The sequence below is a fragment of the uncultured Capnocytophaga sp. genome, assembly GCF_963525585.1.
GTDB lineage: Bacteria > Bacteroidota > Bacteroidia > Flavobacteriales > Flavobacteriaceae > Capnocytophaga.
Map to the genome: position 1 here is coordinate 1 of NZ_CAURLX010000018.1, position 21,696 is coordinate 21,696.

Consider the following 21,696-nt stretch of genomic DNA (forward strand, 5'->3'; position numbering starts at 1 on the left):
GACCAGACAAGGTCATATTTTTAACCTTAGAGGTGGTCGGGAACACCTCTTTCGTCCTTTTACAATAAACTAGTAGCCATTTTGGGTTAAAAAGGAACATCTGATGTGGAATCATTTTTATCAAAAGCATTATTAATATCTCCTTTGGGTATATTGGCAGAGGAGGTTCTATTCTCTTCTTCTTCTCTATCATTATTTCTAGAAGCAAAAGACTGCATTGGGGAGAAGGGACCCGTTGTTAGATTACTGAAAACTCCATTTTCAAACCTCAATCGAACATTATCCAGCCCACCATTACGATGCTTAGCTATAATAAACTCTGCTTGTTTCTCCGTAGGAGTAGCATCTGTGTCATCCCAAGTTCCTAACCCATAGTATTCCGGACGATAAAGGAAGGTAACAATATCGGCATCCTGCTCTATAGCTCCTGATTCCCTAAGGTCAGAAAGCTGTGGTCGCCTATGCCCTTGCCTAGTATCCACATTACGAGATAGCTGAGAGAGCGCAATTACAGGGATATCCAATTCCTTGGCTAAAGCCTTGAGGTTACGAGAGATGGTCGAGATTTCTTGTTCCCTATTCCCCACTCCTTTATTGGTAGTATTTGCCGTCATCAGTTGCAAATAATCTATAAAAATAATTTTCACTCCATATTTGGAGACCATACGCCTAGCCTTGGCTCGCAAATCAAAGATAGAAAGAGAAGGTGTATCATCTATATATAAGGGAGCTTCTAGGAGGTCTTGTATCTTGAAGTTTAGTCGTTCAAAATCATCTTCGGTAAGCTTTCCTGTACGTAATTTATCCGAAGTAATCCCTGTTTCCGAAGCTATAAGCCTAGTAATAAGCTGTATGGCAGACATCTCTAAAGAGAAAAAAGCAACAGGAATCTTACTATTAATAGCGATATTTCTTGCCATCGTAAGGGTAAAAGCTGTCTTTCCCATTGCGGGTCGAGCGGCTACTATGATAAGGTCGGTAGGTTGCCAGCCAGCGGTAATCTCATCTACTTTGGTAAATCCACAGGGAACCCCACTGAATTCCTCTTTCTTTTTATGTAATTCTTTTATTTTTTCGCGTGCTTTCAGTACCAATTCTCTAGCTGATTCCGAAGTACGAGTAATATTCCCTTGGGTAATGGCAAAGAGCTTGCTTTCTGCACTATCCAATAGGTCAAATACATCTACCTCTTCATTATATGCTTCTTCGCTAATCTCACTGGACATCTTTATGAGGCTTCTTTTGATATGCTTCTGGAGAAGTATTCTGGCGTGAAACTCTATATTGGCTGAAGAAGACACCTTTTCAGTAAGATATACCAGATATGCCCCCCCTCCTACTTCTTTGAGAACGCCTCCTTTGAGTAATTCCTCTCGAACGGTCATCATATCTATAGGTAAGGACTCGCGGAATAATTTATCTATAGCCGCATAGATTTTCTGGTGCGCAGGCATATAAAATGCCTCCTCTGAGAGAATATCTATGACTTCATCTACTCCTCGCTTATCAATGAGCATTCCTCCTAGGACTACTTCCTCCAGTTCCAAGTCCTGAGGCGGTATCTTCCCTTTCTCAAGGGTAATGGTACGGGGTACATAAGCAGATTCATTGGCTGTTCTTGATGATATATTTTCCATCTCTATTGGTTATTTATATTTTCGAGGCAAATGTACGAGGTTTTTTAGGATTAAAAAAAACAGAATCCGAACAAAGGTTCTATTTTCCGGATTCAATGTAAGTATTTTGGAAAGTAAATATTTGATTCTATGAATTATCTCTTCCAAAAAAGATAGAATATTATTTTTTTCAACAAGAAAATAAATCCTGTGAAAATCACCAAAAACCATTTCCATTAATTCATCACTCAAGTTTTGCAAGTTATATTCCTATGTGTTATGCTGAACTCACATTAAATTAACATTTTACCAATTCATCTATTTATTGTATCTTTGCCAAAAGTTCTTGTTCTAGGGAGCTTTTCCTTATATTCAAATAAAAATTTAAACCGATTGTAATGTATAGCAAAGAAGAATCCTCCAAATTACGAGAAGAATTCTGGACTTCTTTTGGAAAATCCTTCCCTAGGAAATGGATTTTATACCGAACAGGAGTAAAAGAGATTCTATTCAAGTTCTATTTTGACACCAAAAAAGCGATGGTTTGTATCGATATAGAAGGTAGCTTGGATTCAAGAGAGAAATATTTCACCAAAATGGAATCTCTCAGAGGTATTTTCAGTGATTTCTTGCCCAATAACCAATATGAAAAAGAGTTTGTACTGGAGAATGGAAAAGAAATCTCTAGAATTTGGATAGAAAAGAAAGATGTTTGTATCCATAACAAAGCAACTTGGCAGGAAACTATGGAATTTTTTGTTTCAAATATGTCACAGATAGAACTTTTCTGGCAGGAATACGAAGATTTGTTCAAGGAAGATGTATTCTGAGTTCGTTTTCGAAATTTTTTGTGAAATCCGTTCTTAGAATAAAAGCTAATAAAAAATTTCAGATTTTGGTTGTATTTATCGTATTTTTTAGTAACTTTGTACGGGATTTCAAAGAGCAATCTTATTCTTTTGTTATGAGCTTCATTAGAGGCGTCTAAATTCCTGAAAAAGAATAATCTAAACCAAAAACTTACTTAGAACTAAAAGAAGAACTTATGATTTTAGAAATGAAAGTTCCCTCTCCCGGGGAATCCATCACTGAAGTAGAAATTGCCTCTTGGCTTGTAAAAGATGGTGATTATGTAAAAAAAGATCAAGCAATTGCAGAAGTAGATTCTGATAAGGCTACACTAGAGCTTCCTGCAGAGGCAAGTGGTATTATTACTCTTAAGGCTGAAGAAGGAGACACTGTAGCTGTAGGTCAGGTAGTATGCTTAATTGACACTAGTGCCGAGCAACCCGCAGAAAGTGCTCCTATAAAAGAAACTCCTGTAGAACCTGCAAAAAGTACTCCTGCTCCTACAGTAGCCCCTACCCCAGCCCCTACTATTGAAAAGGCTCCAGCCCCCTCTTACAGTACTGGAGAAGCTAGCCCTGCAGCCAAAAAAATCCTCTCTGAAAAACAGATTTCACCTAATGAAATAAAAGGAACAGGCAAAGGTGGACGTATCACAAAAGAAGATGCTCTGAATGCGCAACCTGCACGCCATAGTATGGGAACTCCTACTAATGGCAAGAGAACAGAGAAACGAGCAAAATTATCTATGCTTCGCCGTAAAGTAGCCGAACGCTTGGTTTCTGCAAAGAATGAAACTGCAATGCTTACTACTTTCAATGAAGTAGATATGTCTGTCATCTATGAAATCCGTAACGAATATAAGGATGTCTTCAAAGAAAAGCATAATGTGGGCTTAGGATTTATGTCTTTCTTTACATTAGCCGTTGTACGCGCCCTCAAGCTATTTCCTGATGTCAATTCTATGATTGATGACAAAGAGAAGATTACTTACGAATATTGTGATATTTCAATTGCTGTATCAGGACCTAAAGGACTGATGGTTCCTGTTATCCGCAATGCTGAAAATCTTTCTTTCAGAGGTGTAGAAGCCGAAGTAAAACGCCTCGCTATCCGTGCCCGAGAAGGACAAATTACTGTAGATGAAATGACTGGTGGAACTTTCACTATTACTAATGGTGGAGTATTTGGTAGTATGCTTTCTACCCCTATTATTAATCCTCCTCAGTCAGCTATTTTAGGAATGCATAATGTAGTAGATCGTGCTATTGTACGAAATGGACAAATTGTTATTGCCCCTGTAATGTATGTAGCTCTTTCTTATGACCATCGTATCATTGACGGACGTGAGTCTGTTGGATTCCTAGTAGAAGTAAAAAATGCTCTAGAAAATCCAGTAGAACTCCTAATGAATAATGACTTAAAGAGTGCTTTAGAACTCTAAGATTTTTTATAAGTAAAAAAACCCTTTAGAACTTTCTAAAGGGTTTTTTTATTATCAACTGAATTATTATTGCTTGGTTAGGATATAATAAGAAGCTAACTCTCCTTCTATTTCTTTTCCATCTTCCAGAAATACTATTGTATTCTCTTTTACTTTATAGGAAGTCTTTCTATCCTTTTCTTCACTACTGATAAGAGTTATGATTTTATTCTCTTTATCATAAGAAACACTTCCTTTATCTTTCGTAACAATATCCTCAGCCGTTTCTTCCGAGGTATAAGTACTTTCATTAAGCGTTATAAGAACATTAATTCCACTACAATCCGCACAAGGAAACATCCCTTTATAAGTTCCTACATACTCATCGGCTTGAGTAGAAGTTTTTTGTTCTGTATCAGCCCCTGAAGAATTATCAGTATTCTGATTTTGAGTAGTTTGATTACAAGAAAATAACATAGCTACTCCAGCTAGTAAAAATATTTTTTTCATTGAAAATGTATTTGAATTTGAACACAAAGATACGAATTAATACTCAAAAATAAGGAAATAATATCTATTTTTTCAGGCAAAACATTATTTGTTATTTCTACTTAAAAATTGTATCTTTGTCCTTTAAAAGATTTTTAATCAAATTCAACCCTTTACAATATGTATATTACCTTAGCCATTTTAGTTATATCATCTATATTTTTTATATTAGGAAAGATACGTTCTGATTTAGTTGCTTTATCTTCTTTGCTATTACTTGTTCTTTTCGGAATACTTAGTCCTCAGGAAGCTTTGTCTGGTTTTTCGAATCCTGTTGTCATTATGATGATAGGTCTTTTTGTAGTAGGAGGAGCCATATTCCAGACGGGACTTGCCAAGATGATTAGCAACAAGCTCTTAAAATTAGCTGGGAAAAGCGAGCTTAAGCTATTCATATTGGTAATTCTAGCGACTTCTTTTATAGGTGCTTTTGTAAGTAATACAGGTACTGTTGCACTTATGCTTCCTATCGTGGTAAGTATGGCAATGAATGCAAATATCAACTCGTCTCGATTATTAATGCCCTTAGCTTTTGCAAGTAGCCTAGGAGGAATGATGACCTTGATAGGAACTCCTCCTAACTTAATTATCAATGAAGAACTTATCAAAAATAATTTTCCTTCTCTTTCTTTCTTTTCTTTCACTCCTGTAGGACTAATAGCCTTGGCTGTAGGATTGCTTTATTTGATTCCTGTAAGCAAATATTTATTAAACAAAAAAGATACTAATCCAGAAGATAAAAAAAACAACAAATCCCTAACTGATTTAATAGAAGAATATCAGCTTTCAAAAGATATCCACCTAGTGATGATAGGAAAAAATGCTCCTTTCATAGGAAAAACACTCCTTGAGAGTAATTTATCTGAAAAATATGAGGTAAATGTAACCGAAATTCTAAGAAAACCTAATATAAATACATCTATTTTTCAAAATCCTAATAGAGAATTGGCTCAAGCTAATACAATCCTTAATGAAGGAGATATTTTATTTGTTCAAGGAGATATCAGAAAGATAGAAACTATGGCTTGGGAAAAATCTCTCAGTATAGTTCAAGACAAATTCTCCTCTCAGGAGGAACTAATGAATTCACAAAAGCACGGAATTGCTGAGATACTTGTTACCTCTACCTCCCGACTTGTGAACTTGCCCATCAAAAAATCAAGATTCCGCGACAGTTATTCTCTAAATATTCTAGGTATTCAAAGAAATGAGACCTACATATTAAAAAATCTAAAGGATCAAAAAATCCATTCAGGGGATATCTTACTCGTTCAAGGTTCTTGGAAAGATATTGGTAGGCTTAACGAACAACAAAGACATCTTATTGTATTAGGACAGCCTCTACGGCAAGCCTCTAAAGTAAGTATTACACATAAAGCACCTATTGCAGCAATCATTATGCTTCTGATGATAGGAAGTATGATGTTTGATTTTATTCCTATGCAGCCTGTTACAGCTGTTATGGTTGCCTCTTTATTGATGGTATTCTCTGGAGCATTACCCAATGTAGAAGCTGCTTATAAGACTATTAATTGGGAAAGTGTTGTTCTTATTGCAGCGATGCTCCCTATGGCTTTAGCACTGGAAAAAACAGGAACCTCAGAACTAGTTTCCAATATGTTGGTTGGAAATTTAGGCAATTATAGCCCTTATATACTCTTGGCAAGTATTTATTTCACTACTTCCCTTCTTACTATGTTTATCAGTAATACGGCTACAGCCATCTTAGTTGCCCCTATCGCTATGAGTGCTGCCACAAGTATGGAAGTAAATCCTCTTCCTTTCTTGATAGCAGTTTCTGTAGGAGCTAGTATGTGCTTTGCATCTCCTTTTTCAACTCCTCCAAATGCCTTAGTAATGTCTGCAGGGAGATATACTTTTATGGACTATGTAAAAGTAGGACTTCCTTTACAAATACTTATGGGAATTGTTATGATTCTTATTCTGCCTTTACTTTTTCCTTTTGGGAATTAGGAATATAATTTATTTTACTTTACTTAAAGCATAACTACTTGAAGTTATGCTTTCTCTTTCTTTTACCAATAAGTGTGTTATCTAATATCCTCTGTATCTTTTGTTTATTCCTACGTACAGAAAAACTTCTATTATAATAAAATAGAATAAGTGTTGTCCCTATTATGAATAAGAATAAAACTATAAATAAAGTTATAGTAGAAATATATAAATTAGCAATATAAAAGAAAATGAATACCAGCAAATTAAATAAAGCTAATAACAAACTTGCTTGAATATGGGATAACTTCATATAATCTATCATTATATGATGTATGTGATTTCTATCAGCAAAAAATGGACTCCTATGTTTAAGAATACGGATAAGAAAAACACGCATTGTATCTACAAATGGGATATATAGAATAATAAAAACTAATACAAACTTATTATAATAGTTAATATTAGCCATAGATAATCTTTCTATTGGCAAATTTAAAAATCGGAGAGTACAAACTCCAATTACAAAGCCTATTAACAGAGAACCTGTATCTCCCATAAAGATACTGTTTTTCTTTGATATATTGTATCTTAAGAAGGCAGACAAACAACCTATAGAACTTATGGAAAGTAAAACAAAATAATAATCCTCTGTCTGGTAAAAAATATAGGAAAATATACTAAAAATCATAATTCCTACCATTGAGGCTGAACCATTTATCCCATCTATCAGATTATAAGCATTAACAATTGATATAATAATAAATATCCCCAAGAAATAAGAAATCCACAAAGGAAGTTCATAAAAACCTAAGAAACCATTTAATGAAGTAATTGACAACTCATTACTATCCATTACAAATATAAAAGAAAGCATTTGCCCTATTATCTTAGTACGAGGAGAAACACCTACCAAATCATCTTTTATACCTATATAGAAAAGTATTAAAAGCCCTATAACTAATGAGAGCCCTAACTTATGGCTATCATATACTTGTAAAAAATATAAGCTACTTAACAAACTTGCAAAAAAAGCAACCCCTCCCATTGTAGGTGTCTTTTCTTTATGAGAACTCCTTTGATTAGGCTTATCCATCAGATTCTTTGTCCTAACAATTGAGATAATTCGTGGAATTACCAGATAAGAAACTATAAATGATTGAAATACAATCAATAAAGATAATAATTCAAACGAAAGGTTACTATACACATATTGCATAATCACTTCATTTTAATAGGGCAAAGATAAAAATTTATTTAGAAAATTAAAAATAATTTCAAAAAAAACTAAAATATTACATTTCTTTAATAATCAAACTATTATAAAAAAACTATATTTTTTTTTTCAAAAAAAGTGCTTCTATAACAAATAAAATTCGTAATTTCGTGCCATATTTCAAAGTATAAATATTATTACAATGAGTAAGTATGATGTTATAGTATTAGGTAGCGGTCCTGGAGGTTATGTAACCGCTATTCGTGCCTCACAACTAGGCTTCAAAACAGCTGTTGTTGAAAAAGAAAATCTTGGGGGTGTGTGCCTTAATTGGGGATGTATTCCTACCAAAGCTCTCCTAAAGTCAGCACAAGTATTTGAGTACCTCAAACACGCTGATAGCTATGGTATTACTATTAAGGATAAAGGATTCGATAAAGATTTCTCCGCAGTAATTAAGCGTAGCCGTGATGTAGCTGGCACAATGAGCAAAGGAGTTCAGTTCTTAATGAAAAAGAATAAAATTGATGTGATCAATGGATATGGAACCCTCAAACCTGGTAAAAAAATAGATGTAAAAGATAAAGATGGTAAAGTAACCGAATACAGTGCTGATCATATCATTATTGCTACTGGTGCTCGTTCTCGTGAATTACCTGCACTTCCTCAAGATGGGAAAAAAATCATTGGTTACCGACAAGCTCTTACCCTTCCTGAACAACCTAAAAAAATGATTATTGTTGGAAGTGGTGCTATTGGAATTGAATTTGCTTACTTCTATAATTCAATGGGAACTGAAGTAACTGTGGTAGAATTTATGCCAAATATTGTTCCTGTGGAAGATGAGGAAATCTCAAAACAACTTGAAAAAAGCTTTAAAAAATTGGGTATAAACATTATGACTTCTTCTGAAGTTACCAAAGTAGATACTCAAGGAAAAGGAGTAAAAGCATATGTAAAAACAGCCAAAGGAGAAGAAGTCCTTGAAGCTGATATTCTTCTCTCTGCTGTAGGTATCAAAACAAATATAGAAAACATAGGATTGGAAGCTGTAGGTATCAAAACTGAGCGCGATAAAATCCTTGTAAATGAATACTACCAAACCAATGTTCCTGGTTATTACGCAATTGGTGATGTCGTTCCTGGTCAGGCATTAGCTCACGTAGCTTCTGCAGAAGGAATCCTCTGTGTGGAGAAAATAAAAGGACTACACGTAGAACCTATTAATTATGGAAATATCCCTGGATGTACTTATTGTACTCCTGAAATTGCTTCTGTAGGTCTTACTGAAAAGCAAGCTAAAGAAAAAGGATACGAAATAAAGGTAGGTAAGTTCCCATTTACTGCCTCTGGTAAAGCCAATGCAGCAGGAACTACTGAAGGATTTATCAAGGTAATCTTTGATGCCAAATATGGCGAATGGTTAGGTTGCCATATGATTGGTGCTGGTGTTACCGATATGATTGCTGAGGCTGTAGTTGCTCGAAAATTAGAAACTACAGGACACGAGATTATCAAAGCTGTACACCCTCACCCTACAATGAGTGAAGGAGTAAAAGAGGCTGTAGCAGCTGCTTATGGAGAAGCTATTGATATTTAAAAAAATCTTTATTTCTAATTGGGTAGGAGTTTAAGTACTCTTACCCTTTTTTACTTAAAACCTAAAAAAATGATTTTATTAGATGGAAAGAAGGCTTCTGCTATTGTACAAGAAACAATAGCTAAAGAAGTTTCTTCAATAAAAAAACAAGGAAAAAGGCCTCCTCACTTAGTAGCTATACTAGTAGGTAAAAATGGAGCTAGTGTAACTTATGTCAATAATAAGGTTACCGCTTGTGAAAGAGTTGGGTTTAACTCTTCTATCATAGAATTACCTGAAAATGTTACTCAAGATGAACTTTTGAAGAAAATAAAAGAACTTAATGAGGATAATAATATTGATGGATTTATAGTACAGCTTCCTCTTCCTAAGCATATTAACGAACAAGAGGTTCTCCTCTCAATAAATCCAGACAAAGATGCTGATGGATTTCATCCTACTAATTTTGGACGTATGGCGCTAGGTCTTGAGTCCTTCATTCCTGCAACTCCCTATGGTATATTAGAACTTCTTACACAATACCAAATTCCAACTGAAGGAAAAAATGTGGTTGTAATTGGTCGTTCTGACATTGTTGGAAAGCCTATCAGTATACTTCTTTCTCAGAAACCCTGGAATGCAACGGTTACCCTTACTCACAGTCGTACCCATAATCTAACTGATTATACAAAAAAAGCAGATATAATTATTGCAGCTATAGGAATTCCTAACTTTTTAAAGGCTGAAATGATTAAAGATGGAGTTGTAATAATAGATGTAGGTATCACAAGAGTAGAAGATAGTAGCAGTAAGAAAGGATTTCGTATTGTAGGAGATGTTGATTTTGAAAATGTAAAAGAAAAAACAAGCCATATAACTCCTGTACCAGGAGGAGTTGGTCCTATGACTATAGCTATGTTATTGAAAAATACTTTAAATGCTTACATAAGAAATCAAAAAAGATAAATTTTACTGTCCCCAGAGAATTCTGGGGACAATTTTATCTTAGTGGCTATTTATTCTTTTTTATTTTTTCAATAACGATATCAACATCTTCACTACTAAATACATAAGAGTTTCCACTAACAGTCCTTATAAAAAAACATTGTTCAGAATCCCCTACAAAAGAATAATATTTACCTATTTTCTCAGAAGAAAATAATCCTATAAATCCCCAAAAACCTCCAGACCCAAATATTCTTACATCTCGTAAAGAAGGAGAGTATCTATCTATAAATAGAATACTATTATAGTTTATCTTAACTTTTCCAAGTACTTTTTTCATTATAAAACATTGTGGCTCAAGTAATATATACACAGGAGCATTTAGCACAAAAACTAAAGGAAGAATTAGTAGAATTATAATAATAAATAATAATTTATAATCATTATTGTGTATATATTTTGTAATTAAAAATATCTCTCCGATAATTATTATTAAGCTCACAATAACTGTAATGATTCTCACAACCCGACTATAATGAACATTTATTCTCATAACTTAACTTGTATTTAAATATTATTCTCTAAAAACTTTCTCTACTCCATTGAGCTTTCTCAACCCTTCTAATAAAGAATTCAAAGATTCTGTATTAGAAACTAACAATGTGATTTCTCCTTCAAAAATACCAGCCTTACTTGTTAGCTGAATATTATTCATTCCTAACCCATTATGAGTGATGTAATTAGCTATTTCTGCTGCTAATCCTTTTCTATCCACTCCTATAATCTTGATTGTTGTCTCAAATTCACGTTCAGTCGATTTGACCCATTTAGCTGGTGTTATTCTATAAGCAAAATTAGAAAACATTGAGAGAGCATTAGGACAATCTTTCTTATGAACCTTAATACTTCCTCCATTAACAGCTATATAGCCAAAAATTTCATCTCCTGGAATTGGAGTACAACATTTAGAAAAACTATAATCCAATACTTGTTCATCTTTACCAAAGACAATCATATCGTACTGATGGCTTTCCTTTGCTTTCTCAGGAGCTGTATATGTAGCAGCCTTTTTTCTAAAGAAATTAAATATAGAGGTACTTCTACTGGATACAAAGTTCTTGAGCATCTGGTTATTAATCTCCCCTGTTGCCATCTGGTAAAAAATATCCTGGCTTGTCTTAGTTTTGAAGAAAGTCACTAAGTCATTGGTTACTTTTTCATCTAAAGTGATTTTTAATTGTTTTAGTTTCCTACGAAGAACCTCTTTTCCTTCCTCTGCAATTTTTTTACGATTTTCTTTTAGAGCTCCTTTTATCTTAGCAATTGCCTTAGTTGTAGTAGCATAGTCTAGCCAATTGGGATTAGGTATCGCATTTTCTGCAGTAATAATTTCTACCTGCTCGCCACTTCTAAGTTTGTAATTTAAAGGAACAAGCTTTCCATTTACCTTGGCGCCACGTGTATGCATCCCTACTTCTGTATGAATACTAAATGCGAAATCCAAAGGAGTAGCTCCTTTAGGTAAAGATTTTATCTCACCATTGGGTGTAAATATAAATATTTCATCAGCATAGAGATTCATTTTGAATTCTTGGACAAATTCCACTGCATTAGCTTCATTATTTTCCAATACTTCCTGAAGTCTATTCAACCACTGCTCTATTCCTCGTTCTTTCTGTTCACCGTGCTTATACTTAAAGTGAGCTGCATAACCTTTTTCTGCAATTTCGTGCATTCGTTCGCTACGAATTTGCACTTCTACCCATTTATTTTGAGGTCCTACTACTGTTATATGCAAAGCCTCATATCCTGTCGATTTAGGAGATGAAAGCCAATCCCTTAATCGTGTAGGATTAGGGCGAAAATAATCTGTAACAATGGAATAAATCTTCCACGCTAGGAACTTTTCATTATCGGGATCACTCTTATAAATAATACGAATAGCAAATTTATCATAAACTTCTTCAAAAGGAATTTTCTTAGAAGTCATTTTCTTATAGATAGAATAAATAGATTTAGGACGTCCTTTTATATAATACTCTATTTTTTCCTTATCCAGAGCTACCTTTACAGTATTAGAAAACTCTTCTATATACCGCATTTGTTCTTCTTTGGAACCTTCTATTTTGCTAAAAATTTCATAATATTGCTCAGGTTCTGTATATTTAAGACCCAAATCTTCCAATTCTGTCTTTATATTATAAAGTCCAACACGATGCGCTAATGGAGCATAAATAAAAAGAGTCTCTGAAGCTATTTTTTGTTGTTTATAGCTAGGCATAGAATCCATTGTCTGCATATTATGCAAGCGATCGGCTATTTTTATAAGGATTACACGCACATCATCATTAAGTGTAAGAAGCATCTTACGGAAATTTTCTGCCTGAAAAGAAACATCTGTATCCCTACTCAAGTCAGAAATTTTCGTAAGCCCTTTAACTATTTTAGCTATTGTATCTCCAAAGATTTCAGCTATATTTTCAATTGTAATGGGTGTATCTTCTACCACATCATGTAGAAGAGCCGCTGCTATAGATGTTGCATCAAGCCCTATATTCTGAGCCACTATCTTAGCCACTGCAATGGGATGGAAGATATAGGGTTCTCCACTTTTTCGCCTTTGTTCCTTGTGAGCATCTACAGCCATATCGAAGGCTTTTCTAATGAGCTTTTTATCTTCATCACTAAGAGCCTGATAACTTACCCGTAGTAATTCTTTATATGCCTGTGCAATGTCTTTACTCTCTTGAGCTGTATAGTATTCCGTTTCCATAATTGATATCTGCTAAATAAATGCTATATTACGGCTTTTTTTGAAAATAAAAAAATATTTTAACTTTTTTATTATTTCATATCTAGAAAATTAATCTGTAACAAGATTTTAAATTAATGTCCTCCCCATAGAAAATAATATTACAGAAAAGTTTTATACTATAGAAAATAATATTACAGAAAAGTTTTATACTTGTGATAGTTATTAAATAAATTTTATTAACTTTGTCCTCAAAAAATATTATTTTTTATTGATGTTAAACCAGTAAAATATTAGGCAAGTACGCCCTATTTTACAAAATTATTTGAGCTAATATTACAAAAATGTGGAGAGAAAGAACTCAATTAGTAGTAAAAAGAGAAGGTTTAGAAAAATTAACGCAAGCACATGTATTGGTAGTTGGATTAGGAGGCGTGGGAGCTTTTGTAGCTGAGTTTTTAGCCAGAGCTGGAGTAGGAACTCTCACCATTGTAGATGGAGATACCGTAGATACTACTAATAAAAACAGGCAACTTATAGCACTTAATTCTACAATAGGTAAGTCAAAAGCAAGGCTTATGGGAGAGCGAATCAAGGATATCAATGAGAAAATCAATCTTCATATTATTGAAGACTTCCTTACTCCTGAAACAGCCTATGATTTAGTAAATAAAGAATTTGACTATGTTGCTGATTGTATAGATAGCATTTCCCCTAAGATAAGTCTTATCCGAGCTTGCCACGATAAGCGTATTCGGGTAATAAGCAGTATGGGGGCTGGAGGAATATTAGACCCTTCAAAAATTAAAGTTGCTGATATTTCCCGAACACGAGATTGCCCTCTGGCACGTACCATTCGTAAAAGATTAAAGAAAGAAGGTATACATCCTAAGTTCAAGGCTGTTTTCTCTCTTGAATTACCGAGCAAAGATATGATGGCTCTCACAGATGGTAGTAACTTCAAGCGTTCCTATTATGGTACTATGAGCTATATGCCAGCTCTCTTTGGGATACATATAGCAGGAACTATTATCCGTAAGCTTATAGAATAAAACACTAGATTAGAACCAGAAACCAATATTAAAAAGCCAAAGGAATTTATTGGTTTCTGGCGAATAGGTAGCTTTTATCTCAATAGGCCCAAGAATAGTATCTGAGCTAATTCCTAAAGCATAACCAGTGTATTGTGGTCTAGAAAACCATTTATTACCATTGAACATATTCTCCTCTGCATTTGCAATATTAGCAATGGCTTTAATGTAATTTCTTTTATAGAATTGATAATTCAGAGTCATTTCTCCTTTGAGAAAATCATAATTACCAAAGCTCATATAATCATATCCATAGAAAGGAAGTAAATTTCCAAAGAGATTATTACCTTGTCCTCCAAAAACATATTGCAAGAAAGGAGCATTAGGAAGCCCAAAGTGAACACCTCCTGAGAAGATAGCTTTAGCAGAGAGCCTATTAGAGAATTTCCACGCCCCTCCTAAATCTGCTTTTAACAGGAGAATAGGATTTATCCTTTCTCCATATCCTTGTGAATGAAAGTACCAATGTCCTTTAGCATCAAAGTAAGCTCCTTCTGTTGGGAATAAAGCATTGTCTAAGGAATCATAACGTATATATCCAAAAAGAGAATAATAATTTACTCTTTCCTTAAAACTATCCGAATTCAATCTCACTTGATAAAGTTCGTGTTCCATTCCCGTTCCTAGAAGGAATTTGTGCTTAAAAAAAATTGATTGTATATAAAGCTGATTTTTCAGGCGAGCCAAAGCTATATTGGTATCTCCTGTGTTAAGAGAAAAACCATTAAAAGAAATATCTCTACGGAATCTATCATATTTACTCTGGAAACCATAACTTGTGTAAAACCCCTTATCTACATAATAATCAAACTTATATCTAATATTATCTCCTGCAATAAAATCGAAAGAAATCAAGTCATCTTTTTGTAAAAATCCTGAGCGACTCATATTTAAAAGGACTCCTGTTTTATATAAATTATCATAATGAACCGCCATTTTTATCCACGTTTGTGCAGGAACTTCATCCAAAGTAAAACGAAGTTCTTCTCCATTTTCCATAGGACAAATATGATAACTTATTCCACTAAAATTCTGAGTTGCCATAATATTTTGGATTCCCTCTTTTAGATCAGAAAAAGAGATTTTATCTCCCCATTGGAAACCCAATTTTCCCCTAAGGTACGCATCTGAATAATGCTTATTTCCTGCAAATGTGATATTACTAATTGATAAAGAATCTGAAATTTTTACTTTTGGCAAAGGATATTCATTCTCCTTCAAGAAATTTCCTAACCATTGAAGATGAGGAAGAATCTTTTTGGTAGCTACTCGACCAGAATCAATAATAGCTTGCCCTTCTTGGAAAGAAATTACATTATAAGCACTTATATCAGGATGAATATAGATATCTGTTTTCTCACGTTTTTCTTTCATCTCATTAGCAATCTTATAGCTAGTAATCTGTAATAATACATTATTAGCCGATTTGAGATCTTTACGTGTTTTCAGAGGAGATTGTACATCTACCCCTATGATGATATCCATCCCCTTAGCTCTTACTTCATCTATAGGATAATTATTCATCACTCCACCATCAGTAAGCCATCTTCCGTCCATTTCTATTGGAGCAAATAAAGTGGGAAAAGCTCCACTTGCCATCATAGCCTGGGCGAGATCCCCTTTTTCCAAAATAATCTCTTCTCCTGTTTCTACATCTGTAGCCATACACAGAAAAGGAATAGGTAACTTAGAAAAATCATCTATCTTCCTCACACCATAGGTAAGCTGACTTAGAAAATTATAAAGATTAACTCCTTGTGAGAATCCTGCAGGAAGAGCAAACTTACCTTCACGTAAGGCTAGAGATATCATATATCGATCTCGATTCTCTTTTTCATAAAAATTCTGTGCTGAACGAGATACATTATCCTGAATAATCTGTTCTAAGTCAGAAGAATGAAATATAGAGTCCAATTGTTGAGAGGAATAACCAGAGGCATACAAGCCTCCTATGATAGCACCCATACTTGTTCCTCCTATGTAGTCAATTTTTATTCCTGCTTGCTCTATTGCTTCTAAAGCTGCAATATGAGCCAATCCCTTAGCTCCTCCCCCACTAAGAACTAGCCCTACCTTAAGGTTTTTTCCTTTGAGGTCTGCTAAGGAGCGTATTTTTTCTTGAGAAAACAATAAGTTTTTTGAAAAAAACACCAAAAGAAATAAAAAAAGATACCTCATAACAATAACTCTAGAATAAAAGAATATATTATTACTTTAATTTTGGGTTATTTTGATGTCTATCGTGATCCCGTTTTGTTTTGGCTTCCATTTTTCTATCAAAAGCCTGTTGCAAATCAATCCCTGTTTGATTTGCTAAACAAAGAACTACGAAAACTACATCAGCCAATTCTTCTCCAAGGTCTTTAGCCTTATCACTTTCTTTTTCTGATTGTTCTCCATACCGACGTGCAATAATACGAGCTACCTCTCCTACTTCTTCTGTAAGCTGAGCCATATTTGTTAGCTCATTAAAGTAACGTACACCGTGTTCTTTTATCCAGTTATCTACTGCTAGTTGAGCATTTTTTATATTCATAAATACTATTTTTAAGGTTTTTGTTCACTTACATAAAGTGTCTGATCTAGCACTTCAAACGAAAGAGTTTTATCATCATTAAGAGTCATTTTAAGTAATAATTCTCCCCAATCTAATCCATCTGAAAAGTCACAAATTACCCATCTATGATTTAATAATTTTATTTTATTTATTTGAAACTTAGCATTTCGACGAGGACGATAAGAAATGAGTGGATGATTCTCGTCTTTGGTTATATTAGTAGCCATAAGTTGCTGCCGTACAAACTCTTCTGAATCTTCAATACCATTTTCATAAAAGAAATATTGGCTATCTTCATTATACTGGATATCAAAGTATCTAGCATCGGAAAGCTCTTCAGAAAGCTTACGAATAGAATCTTGTAATGTCTCTATAGAAAGTTTTTCTTCTTTTTGAACTATTTTCTTCTCATCTTTATTATCTCCACAAGAAATCATAAATATGCTACCTGTGAGAAGTAAAAAAGGTAATTTTATGAGCTTCATTATTCTTTTATATAAAAGTTATTTTACCTCTATTCCATTAGCAATTCCTTCATTATCAGGATTAAGAAAAACAAATTTTCCTTGAGAATCCTCAACCATAAGTATCATCCCCTGACTTTCTACGCCTCTAAGTTTTCTGGGAGCTAAGTTAACAAGTACTGTTACTTTCTTTCCAATAATTTCCTTAGGATCAAAGCTCTGGGCAATACCTGAGACTATAGTACGTTGGTCAATACCTGTATCCACTTTCAGAATAAGGAGTTTATCAGCCTTAGGCATTTTTTCAGCTTCAAGAATCGTACCTATACGAATATCCATCTTAGCGAAATCCTCATAGGAAATTAACTCTTTCTGAGGTGCAATTTCTTTAGAATTCGAAATAGCTTGCATATTTTCTTTTTTGCTATTTTCTAATTTGTCTATTTGCTTTTGGATAACCTCATCTTCTATTTTCTCAAAAAGTAATTGAGAAGTCCCTATTTGATGTCCTGACTTAATCAGGCTATCACTAACAAAGACATTTTCCCAAGTGGGTAAAATATCCATATCATCAAACCTTAACATCTTCTTTAACTTTTGAGAGGTAAAAGGTAAGAAAGGTTCACTAACAATAGCCAAAGCAGTAGCTATCTGGAGGGCTACATACATAATAGTTTCTACACGTTGCTCATCTGTTTTGATAAGTTTCCAAGGTTCCTCATCTGCTAAAAATTTGTTTCCTAAGCGAGCAATATTCATCAGTTCTTGTTGAGCTTCACGGAATCGATAACGCTCCAAGGATTGTTCTATTTTTTCAGTAAGTTCCTTTATTTGAATAAATATTTCTTTATCTACTTCTGTGAAATCATTAGGACAAGGAACTCTTCCTTCATAATATTTCTGAGTAAGTACTAGTACTCTATTGATGAAATTCCCATAGATTGCCACCAATTCATTATTATTTCTTGCTTGGAAATCTTTCCAAGTAAAATCATTATCTTTGGTCTCAGGAGCATTAGCCGTCAGTACATATCTTAGCGTATCCTGTTGTGATGGAAATTCTTCTAAATATTCATTAAGCCACACCGCCCAATTCTTTGATGTAGAGAGTTTGTTACCCTCCAAATTCAAAAATTCATTAGCAGGAACATTCTCAGGCAAAATATAAGAACCTTCAGCTTTAAGCATTGCTGGGAAAATAATACAATGAAATACAATATTATCTTTACCTATAAAGTGAATAAGCTTAGTATTCTTATCTTTCCAATACAAAGTCCAATCCTTTCCCTCACGGATTGCCCATTCCTTAGTAGAAGAAATATACCCTATAGGAGCATCAAACCACACATAAAGCACCTTGCCCTCTGCTCCCTCTACAGGTACAGGAATACCCCAGTTCAAATCACGAGTTACGGCACGAGGTCGTAACCCATCATCAATCCAACTCTTCACCTGCCCATATACATTAGGTTTCCAATCATTTTTGTGCCCTTGGATAATCCATTCTTCCAAAAAACTAGTGTAATCTTGCAAAGGAAGAAACCAATGTTTGGTTTTCTTAAGAATAGGTTTTGTTCCTGTCAAGGTAGATTTTGGATTTATCAAATCAATAGCATTCAATGAAGTTCCACATCGCTCACATTGGTCTCCATATGCCTCTTCATTACCACATTTAGGACACGTACCTATTACAAAGCGATCTGCTAAAAACTGTCCTGCTTGTTCATCATAAAGCTGTTCTGAAGTTTCTTCTATAAATTTTCCTTTGTCATAAAGAATTTTGAAAAATTCAGAAGCCGTTTGGTGATGTATAGGTAAAGAAGTTCGTGAATAATTATCAAAGGAAATACCAAAATCAAAGAGAGAATCTTTAATAATTTTATTATATTTGTCTATAATTTCTTGAGGAGTTATCCCTTCCTTAGTAGCTTTAATAGAAATAGCCACTCCGTGCTCATCACTTCCACAAATGAAAACCACATCATTTTTTTTCAAGCGCTGATAACGAGCGAAAATATCTGCAGGAACATATACTCCTGCTAAGTGTCCAATATGAATAGGTCCATTGGTATAAGGCAATGCTGCTGTAATAGTATAACGTTCTGACATTATAAAATAGATTTTACATTTTTAATATTATTCAATTTGCAAAGGTACAATTTTTTCAGTTGTTTGTCAAGAAAAAAACAAGAGACTATCCTAAAAAATGGATAGTCTCTATTATCTTTATAAAATTAGGTATTATATTACCATTTTATGTTCTTCAAAAGCTCTATTTGAGCCTTAATAGATTCTGAATTAGGATTTTTCTTAAGTAAATCTTCCTTAATTTTCACTCCATCTTCAGCTACTTTATGAAGAAGTTTTTTCTGTTCTTCACTTACCCAACCAAAAACATTTCCAAGAGTTTTAGCTACTTTCTTAGTCAATTCAGTATCATCTGTACTCATTAGCCATACGAAACCTTCCTTTATAGGAGCCTGATATTCTTCTGGATATAATGGATAATAAATTACTTTATCAAGAAGAGCTGGAAGATATTTTTCATTTTTATTTTTTAGAATATAAGGCAAAAAGAACATAAATTGTTCTCCATTGAGCTTTTTCAAGTCAATAATATCCACATATTGTCCTGCCAAAGACGGATCTAAGATAACCAAGGCAGTTGCAGCAGCTACTTTTATGGAACGTGAAGGTATTTTTACAGATTTCTCAAATAAAGGTTTGTATTTCACGTCTCCTATACGAGAAAGTTGTGTAATTGCAGCTGCTTTCACTAAATTTTCAGGGTCATTATTAGCTAAGTTTTCTACCATAGGTGCCCATTCATTCATTCTATCTTGTCTCAATCCTTGGATTGCTTTAATACGTAAGCGGAAGAAAGAATCCTTAAGAGCAAGAATAAGAATATCTGTATTTCCTGTATTTATGGCATATTCAACTGCTTGGTTACGACTTCTGTAATCTTTAGCATTTTTATATTGGAAAAGATACTGTTGTGAAGTTTTATAGGTAGCTTCATCTCCTATAATAAGTCCTCTTGGATCTACATTAATCAAATCATAATTAGGAGAGACAGCAAAACGGAATTCATTCTTAGGCTTAGCACTTACCCAGACTTCCTTTCTAATGTATTTTCCTCCATCATAAATATCCACTTCTAGAGGAAATTGAAATGGTAAAGATGCATCTTGAGTAATTTCCAAAACGGCTTCTTTTCGTGTATTATCATAAGTAACTTTTGGAGTCATAATTACGTGTCCGTGATTAAAATACCACTGATTAAAGAACCAATTGAGGTCTTTTCCACTTACTTCTTCTAAGATGAGTCTTAATTGATGAGCCTCTCCTGTTCCATATTGATTTTTCTTAAGATATTTAGAAATTCCTTCAAAAAAAGCCTTATCCCCTAAGTAATTACGAAGCATATGAAGGATTCCTCCTCCCTTATTATAAGAAACGGCATCAAACATATCTTCCCGTTCTTTATAATTAAATCGTACAAGATCTTTTTCAAAGGAGCCACTATTCTTATACCCTACAATATCACGATTCAAATGATAATCAGCATAATCTTTTCCATATTTATACTCAAACCAAAGGTACTCAGAATAGTTAGCAAAAGATTCATTTACAGTAAGGTTAGCCCAGCTCTCAGCAGTTACCAAATCTCCAAACCAATGGTGAAAGAGTTCGTGAGCTATGGTAGCTTCCCATATATTTTGGTCATTAAGAGCTTCTGCATCTTGCTGAGCCATAGAACTATGGAGGACTGCTGTTGTGTTTTCCATAGCACCACTCACATACTCCTGAGCTGTAATCTGATGATATTTCTGCCAAGGATAATCATAATCCAATCTCTTGGAGTAGAACTCCATCATTTCAGCTGTTTTTCCGAAGATTCTCTTAGCTACATCTGCATATTCTTTCTCTACAAAGTAGGAAATAGGCACTTTACCTCTCCAAGGTTTGTCTTTAATTTCTACATATTCACCTACTCCAAGAAAAAATAAATAAGGAGCGTGCTTTTTATTCATCACCCAATAGTCAGTACGGAATCCTTTACCATCTTTCTTAGAAGAAGAAAGCACTCCATTGGAAAGAGTTATAAATTGCTCAGGTACAGTAACATAAATCTCCTGAGTAGACTTTTGATTAGTTTCATCAATAGTAGGGAACCAACAAGAATTTGCTTTGGTTTCTCCTTGTGACCATACCTGAATTGGTCGATTTTTGTCCTCCTTATTGGAATTAATAAAATATAGCCCTTTAGCATCTGTAATAGCTTCACTTCCTGCTTTTCCTACTTTTTCAGGCTGGGCGGTATATTTTATATATATAGTGTATTTTTCTCCTTGCTGATAAGTTTTATTTAGGCGAATAGTAAGTTTGTCATTCTCATATTTATAATTAAGAGAGGCTCCCTTGTTTCCTTTTTTATCGCTTAAGTTTACATTATGAATAATCATTGCTTGAGCATCTAGCACCAAAGAATCTGTTGGATAGTAATAAGGAGAAGCTGTAAGCCATTCTTCCCCATAGAGTTCTTTTTTTTCAAAATTCAATGAAACTTTTAGCTTTGTATGATCAAGAGCATTGTACTTGGTTGCTTCAGCGTGATATAGCGAGCGACCTGATGTTTCTGTCTGTGCAACGGCTCCTATAGAGGTCGCAAACATAGCCAGTAATAAATATTTTCGCATCA

At 34.1% G+C, this 21,696-nt stretch carries 16 protein-coding genes; 6 read left to right on the forward strand and 10 right to left on the reverse strand.

Annotation, left to right across the window (positions count from 1 at the left end):
- Window positions 1-86: 86 nt before the first annotated feature.
- Window positions 87-1,637: a replicative DNA helicase gene (dnaB, locus tag RYK20_RS05830; protein ID WP_311456677.1), complete on the reverse strand. Its 1,551-nt coding sequence runs from the start codon at window positions 1,635-1,637 to the stop codon at window positions 87-89.
- A gap of 377 nt (window positions 1,638-2,014) precedes the next feature.
- On the opposite strand from dnaB, the gene RYK20_RS05835 reads away from it, so the two are divergent.
- On the forward strand, window positions 2,015-2,446 hold the full coding sequence (locus tag RYK20_RS05835) for a DUF4268 domain-containing protein (RefSeq protein ID WP_314894749.1): 432 nt from the start codon (window positions 2,015-2,017) through the stop codon (window positions 2,444-2,446).
- Window positions 2,447-2,661: 215 nt separating this feature from the next.
- Entirely contained in the window at window positions 2,662-3,906 is a 1,245-nt protein-coding gene (gene odhB / locus RYK20_RS05840) for a 2-oxoglutarate dehydrogenase complex dihydrolipoyllysine-residue succinyltransferase (RefSeq protein ID WP_314894750.1), read from the forward strand.
- A gap of 66 nt (window positions 3,907-3,972) precedes the next feature.
- On the opposite strand, the gene RYK20_RS05845 is transcribed toward odhB, so the two are convergent.
- Window positions 3,973-4,395: a copper resistance protein NlpE gene (locus RYK20_RS05845; protein ID WP_314894751.1), complete on the reverse strand. Its 423-nt coding sequence runs from the start codon at window positions 4,393-4,395 to the stop codon at window positions 3,973-3,975.
- Between the two features lie 159 nt (window positions 4,396-4,554).
- Here RYK20_RS05845 and RYK20_RS05850 point away from each other — a divergent pair, with 159 nt between their 5' ends.
- Window positions 4,555-6,408 (forward strand): SLC13 family permease, encoded by a 1,854-nt coding sequence (locus RYK20_RS05850; RefSeq protein WP_314894752.1) that lies wholly within the window; start codon window positions 4,555-4,557, stop codon window positions 6,406-6,408.
- Between the two features lie 34 nt (window positions 6,409-6,442).
- On the opposite strand, the gene RYK20_RS05855 is transcribed toward RYK20_RS05850, so the two are convergent.
- On the reverse strand, window positions 6,443-7,606 hold the full coding sequence (locus tag RYK20_RS05855; protein ID WP_314894753.1) for an MraY family glycosyltransferase: 1,164 nt from the start codon (window positions 7,604-7,606) through the stop codon (window positions 6,443-6,445).
- A 199-nt stretch (window positions 7,607-7,805) separates the two neighbouring features.
- Between RYK20_RS05855 and lpdA the strand changes: the two genes are divergently transcribed.
- Both lpdA and folD read left to right on the forward strand, forming a co-directional pair.
- Window positions 7,806-9,203 carry a dihydrolipoyl dehydrogenase gene (gene lpdA, locus RYK20_RS05860; RefSeq protein ID WP_297981143.1) on the forward strand — a complete coding sequence of 466 codons (1,398 nt, stop codon included), beginning with the start codon at window positions 7,806-7,808 and terminating at the stop codon, window positions 9,201-9,203.
- Window positions 9,204-9,272: 69 nt separating this feature from the next.
- On the forward strand, window positions 9,273-10,148 hold the full coding sequence (folD, locus tag RYK20_RS05865) for a bifunctional methylenetetrahydrofolate dehydrogenase/methenyltetrahydrofolate cyclohydrolase FolD (protein WP_314894754.1): 876 nt from the start codon (window positions 9,273-9,275) through the stop codon (window positions 10,146-10,148).
- 46 nt (window positions 10,149-10,194) lie between these two features.
- Here the strand turns inward: folD and RYK20_RS05870 are convergent, their stop codons facing one another.
- Window positions 10,195-10,680, reverse strand: coding sequence for a PH domain-containing protein (locus RYK20_RS05870; RefSeq protein WP_314894755.1), 486 nt, complete (start codon window positions 10,678-10,680; stop codon window positions 10,195-10,197).
- Between the two features lie 21 nt (window positions 10,681-10,701).
- Window positions 10,702-12,900 (reverse strand): RelA/SpoT family protein, encoded by a 2,199-nt coding sequence (locus RYK20_RS05875; RefSeq protein ID WP_314894756.1) that lies wholly within the window; start codon window positions 12,898-12,900, stop codon window positions 10,702-10,704.
- A 323-nt stretch (window positions 12,901-13,223) separates the two neighbouring features.
- Between RYK20_RS05875 and RYK20_RS05880 the strand changes: the two genes are divergently transcribed.
- The gene (locus RYK20_RS05880; RefSeq protein WP_297981134.1) at window positions 13,224-13,931 is read left to right on the forward strand and encodes a tRNA threonylcarbamoyladenosine dehydratase; all 708 of its coding nucleotides are present in this window, start codon (window positions 13,224-13,226) and stop codon (window positions 13,929-13,931) included.
- A 9-nt stretch (window positions 13,932-13,940) separates the two neighbouring features.
- On the opposite strand, the gene RYK20_RS05885 is transcribed toward RYK20_RS05880, so the two are convergent.
- The 5 genes from RYK20_RS05885 to RYK20_RS05905 all read right to left on the reverse strand — a co-directional run bounded on the left by RYK20_RS05885 (window position 13,941) and on the right by RYK20_RS05905 (window position 21,694).
- On the reverse strand, window positions 13,941-16,100 hold the full coding sequence (locus tag RYK20_RS05885; protein WP_314894757.1) for a patatin-like phospholipase family protein: 2,160 nt from the start codon (window positions 16,098-16,100) through the stop codon (window positions 13,941-13,943).
- Window positions 16,101-16,179: 79 nt separating this feature from the next.
- A complete protein-coding gene (locus RYK20_RS05890) occupies window positions 16,180-16,506 on the reverse strand; it encodes a nucleotide pyrophosphohydrolase (RefSeq protein WP_297981128.1) in 327 nt (108 codons plus the stop codon).
- Window positions 16,507-16,517: 11 nt separating this feature from the next.
- Window positions 16,518-17,012 carry a hydrolase gene (locus RYK20_RS05895; protein WP_314894758.1) on the reverse strand — a complete coding sequence of 165 codons (495 nt, stop codon included), beginning with the start codon at window positions 17,010-17,012 and terminating at the stop codon, window positions 16,518-16,520.
- A gap of 18 nt (window positions 17,013-17,030) precedes the next feature.
- Entirely contained in the window at window positions 17,031-19,100 is a 2,070-nt protein-coding gene (gene metG / locus RYK20_RS05900) for a methionine--tRNA ligase (RefSeq protein ID WP_314894759.1), read from the reverse strand.
- A 137-nt stretch (window positions 19,101-19,237) separates the two neighbouring features.
- A complete protein-coding gene (locus tag RYK20_RS05905) occupies window positions 19,238-21,694 on the reverse strand; it encodes a M1 family metallopeptidase (protein WP_314894770.1) in 2,457 nt (818 codons plus the stop codon).
- Between the last annotated feature and the right edge of the window lie 2 nt (window positions 21,695-21,696).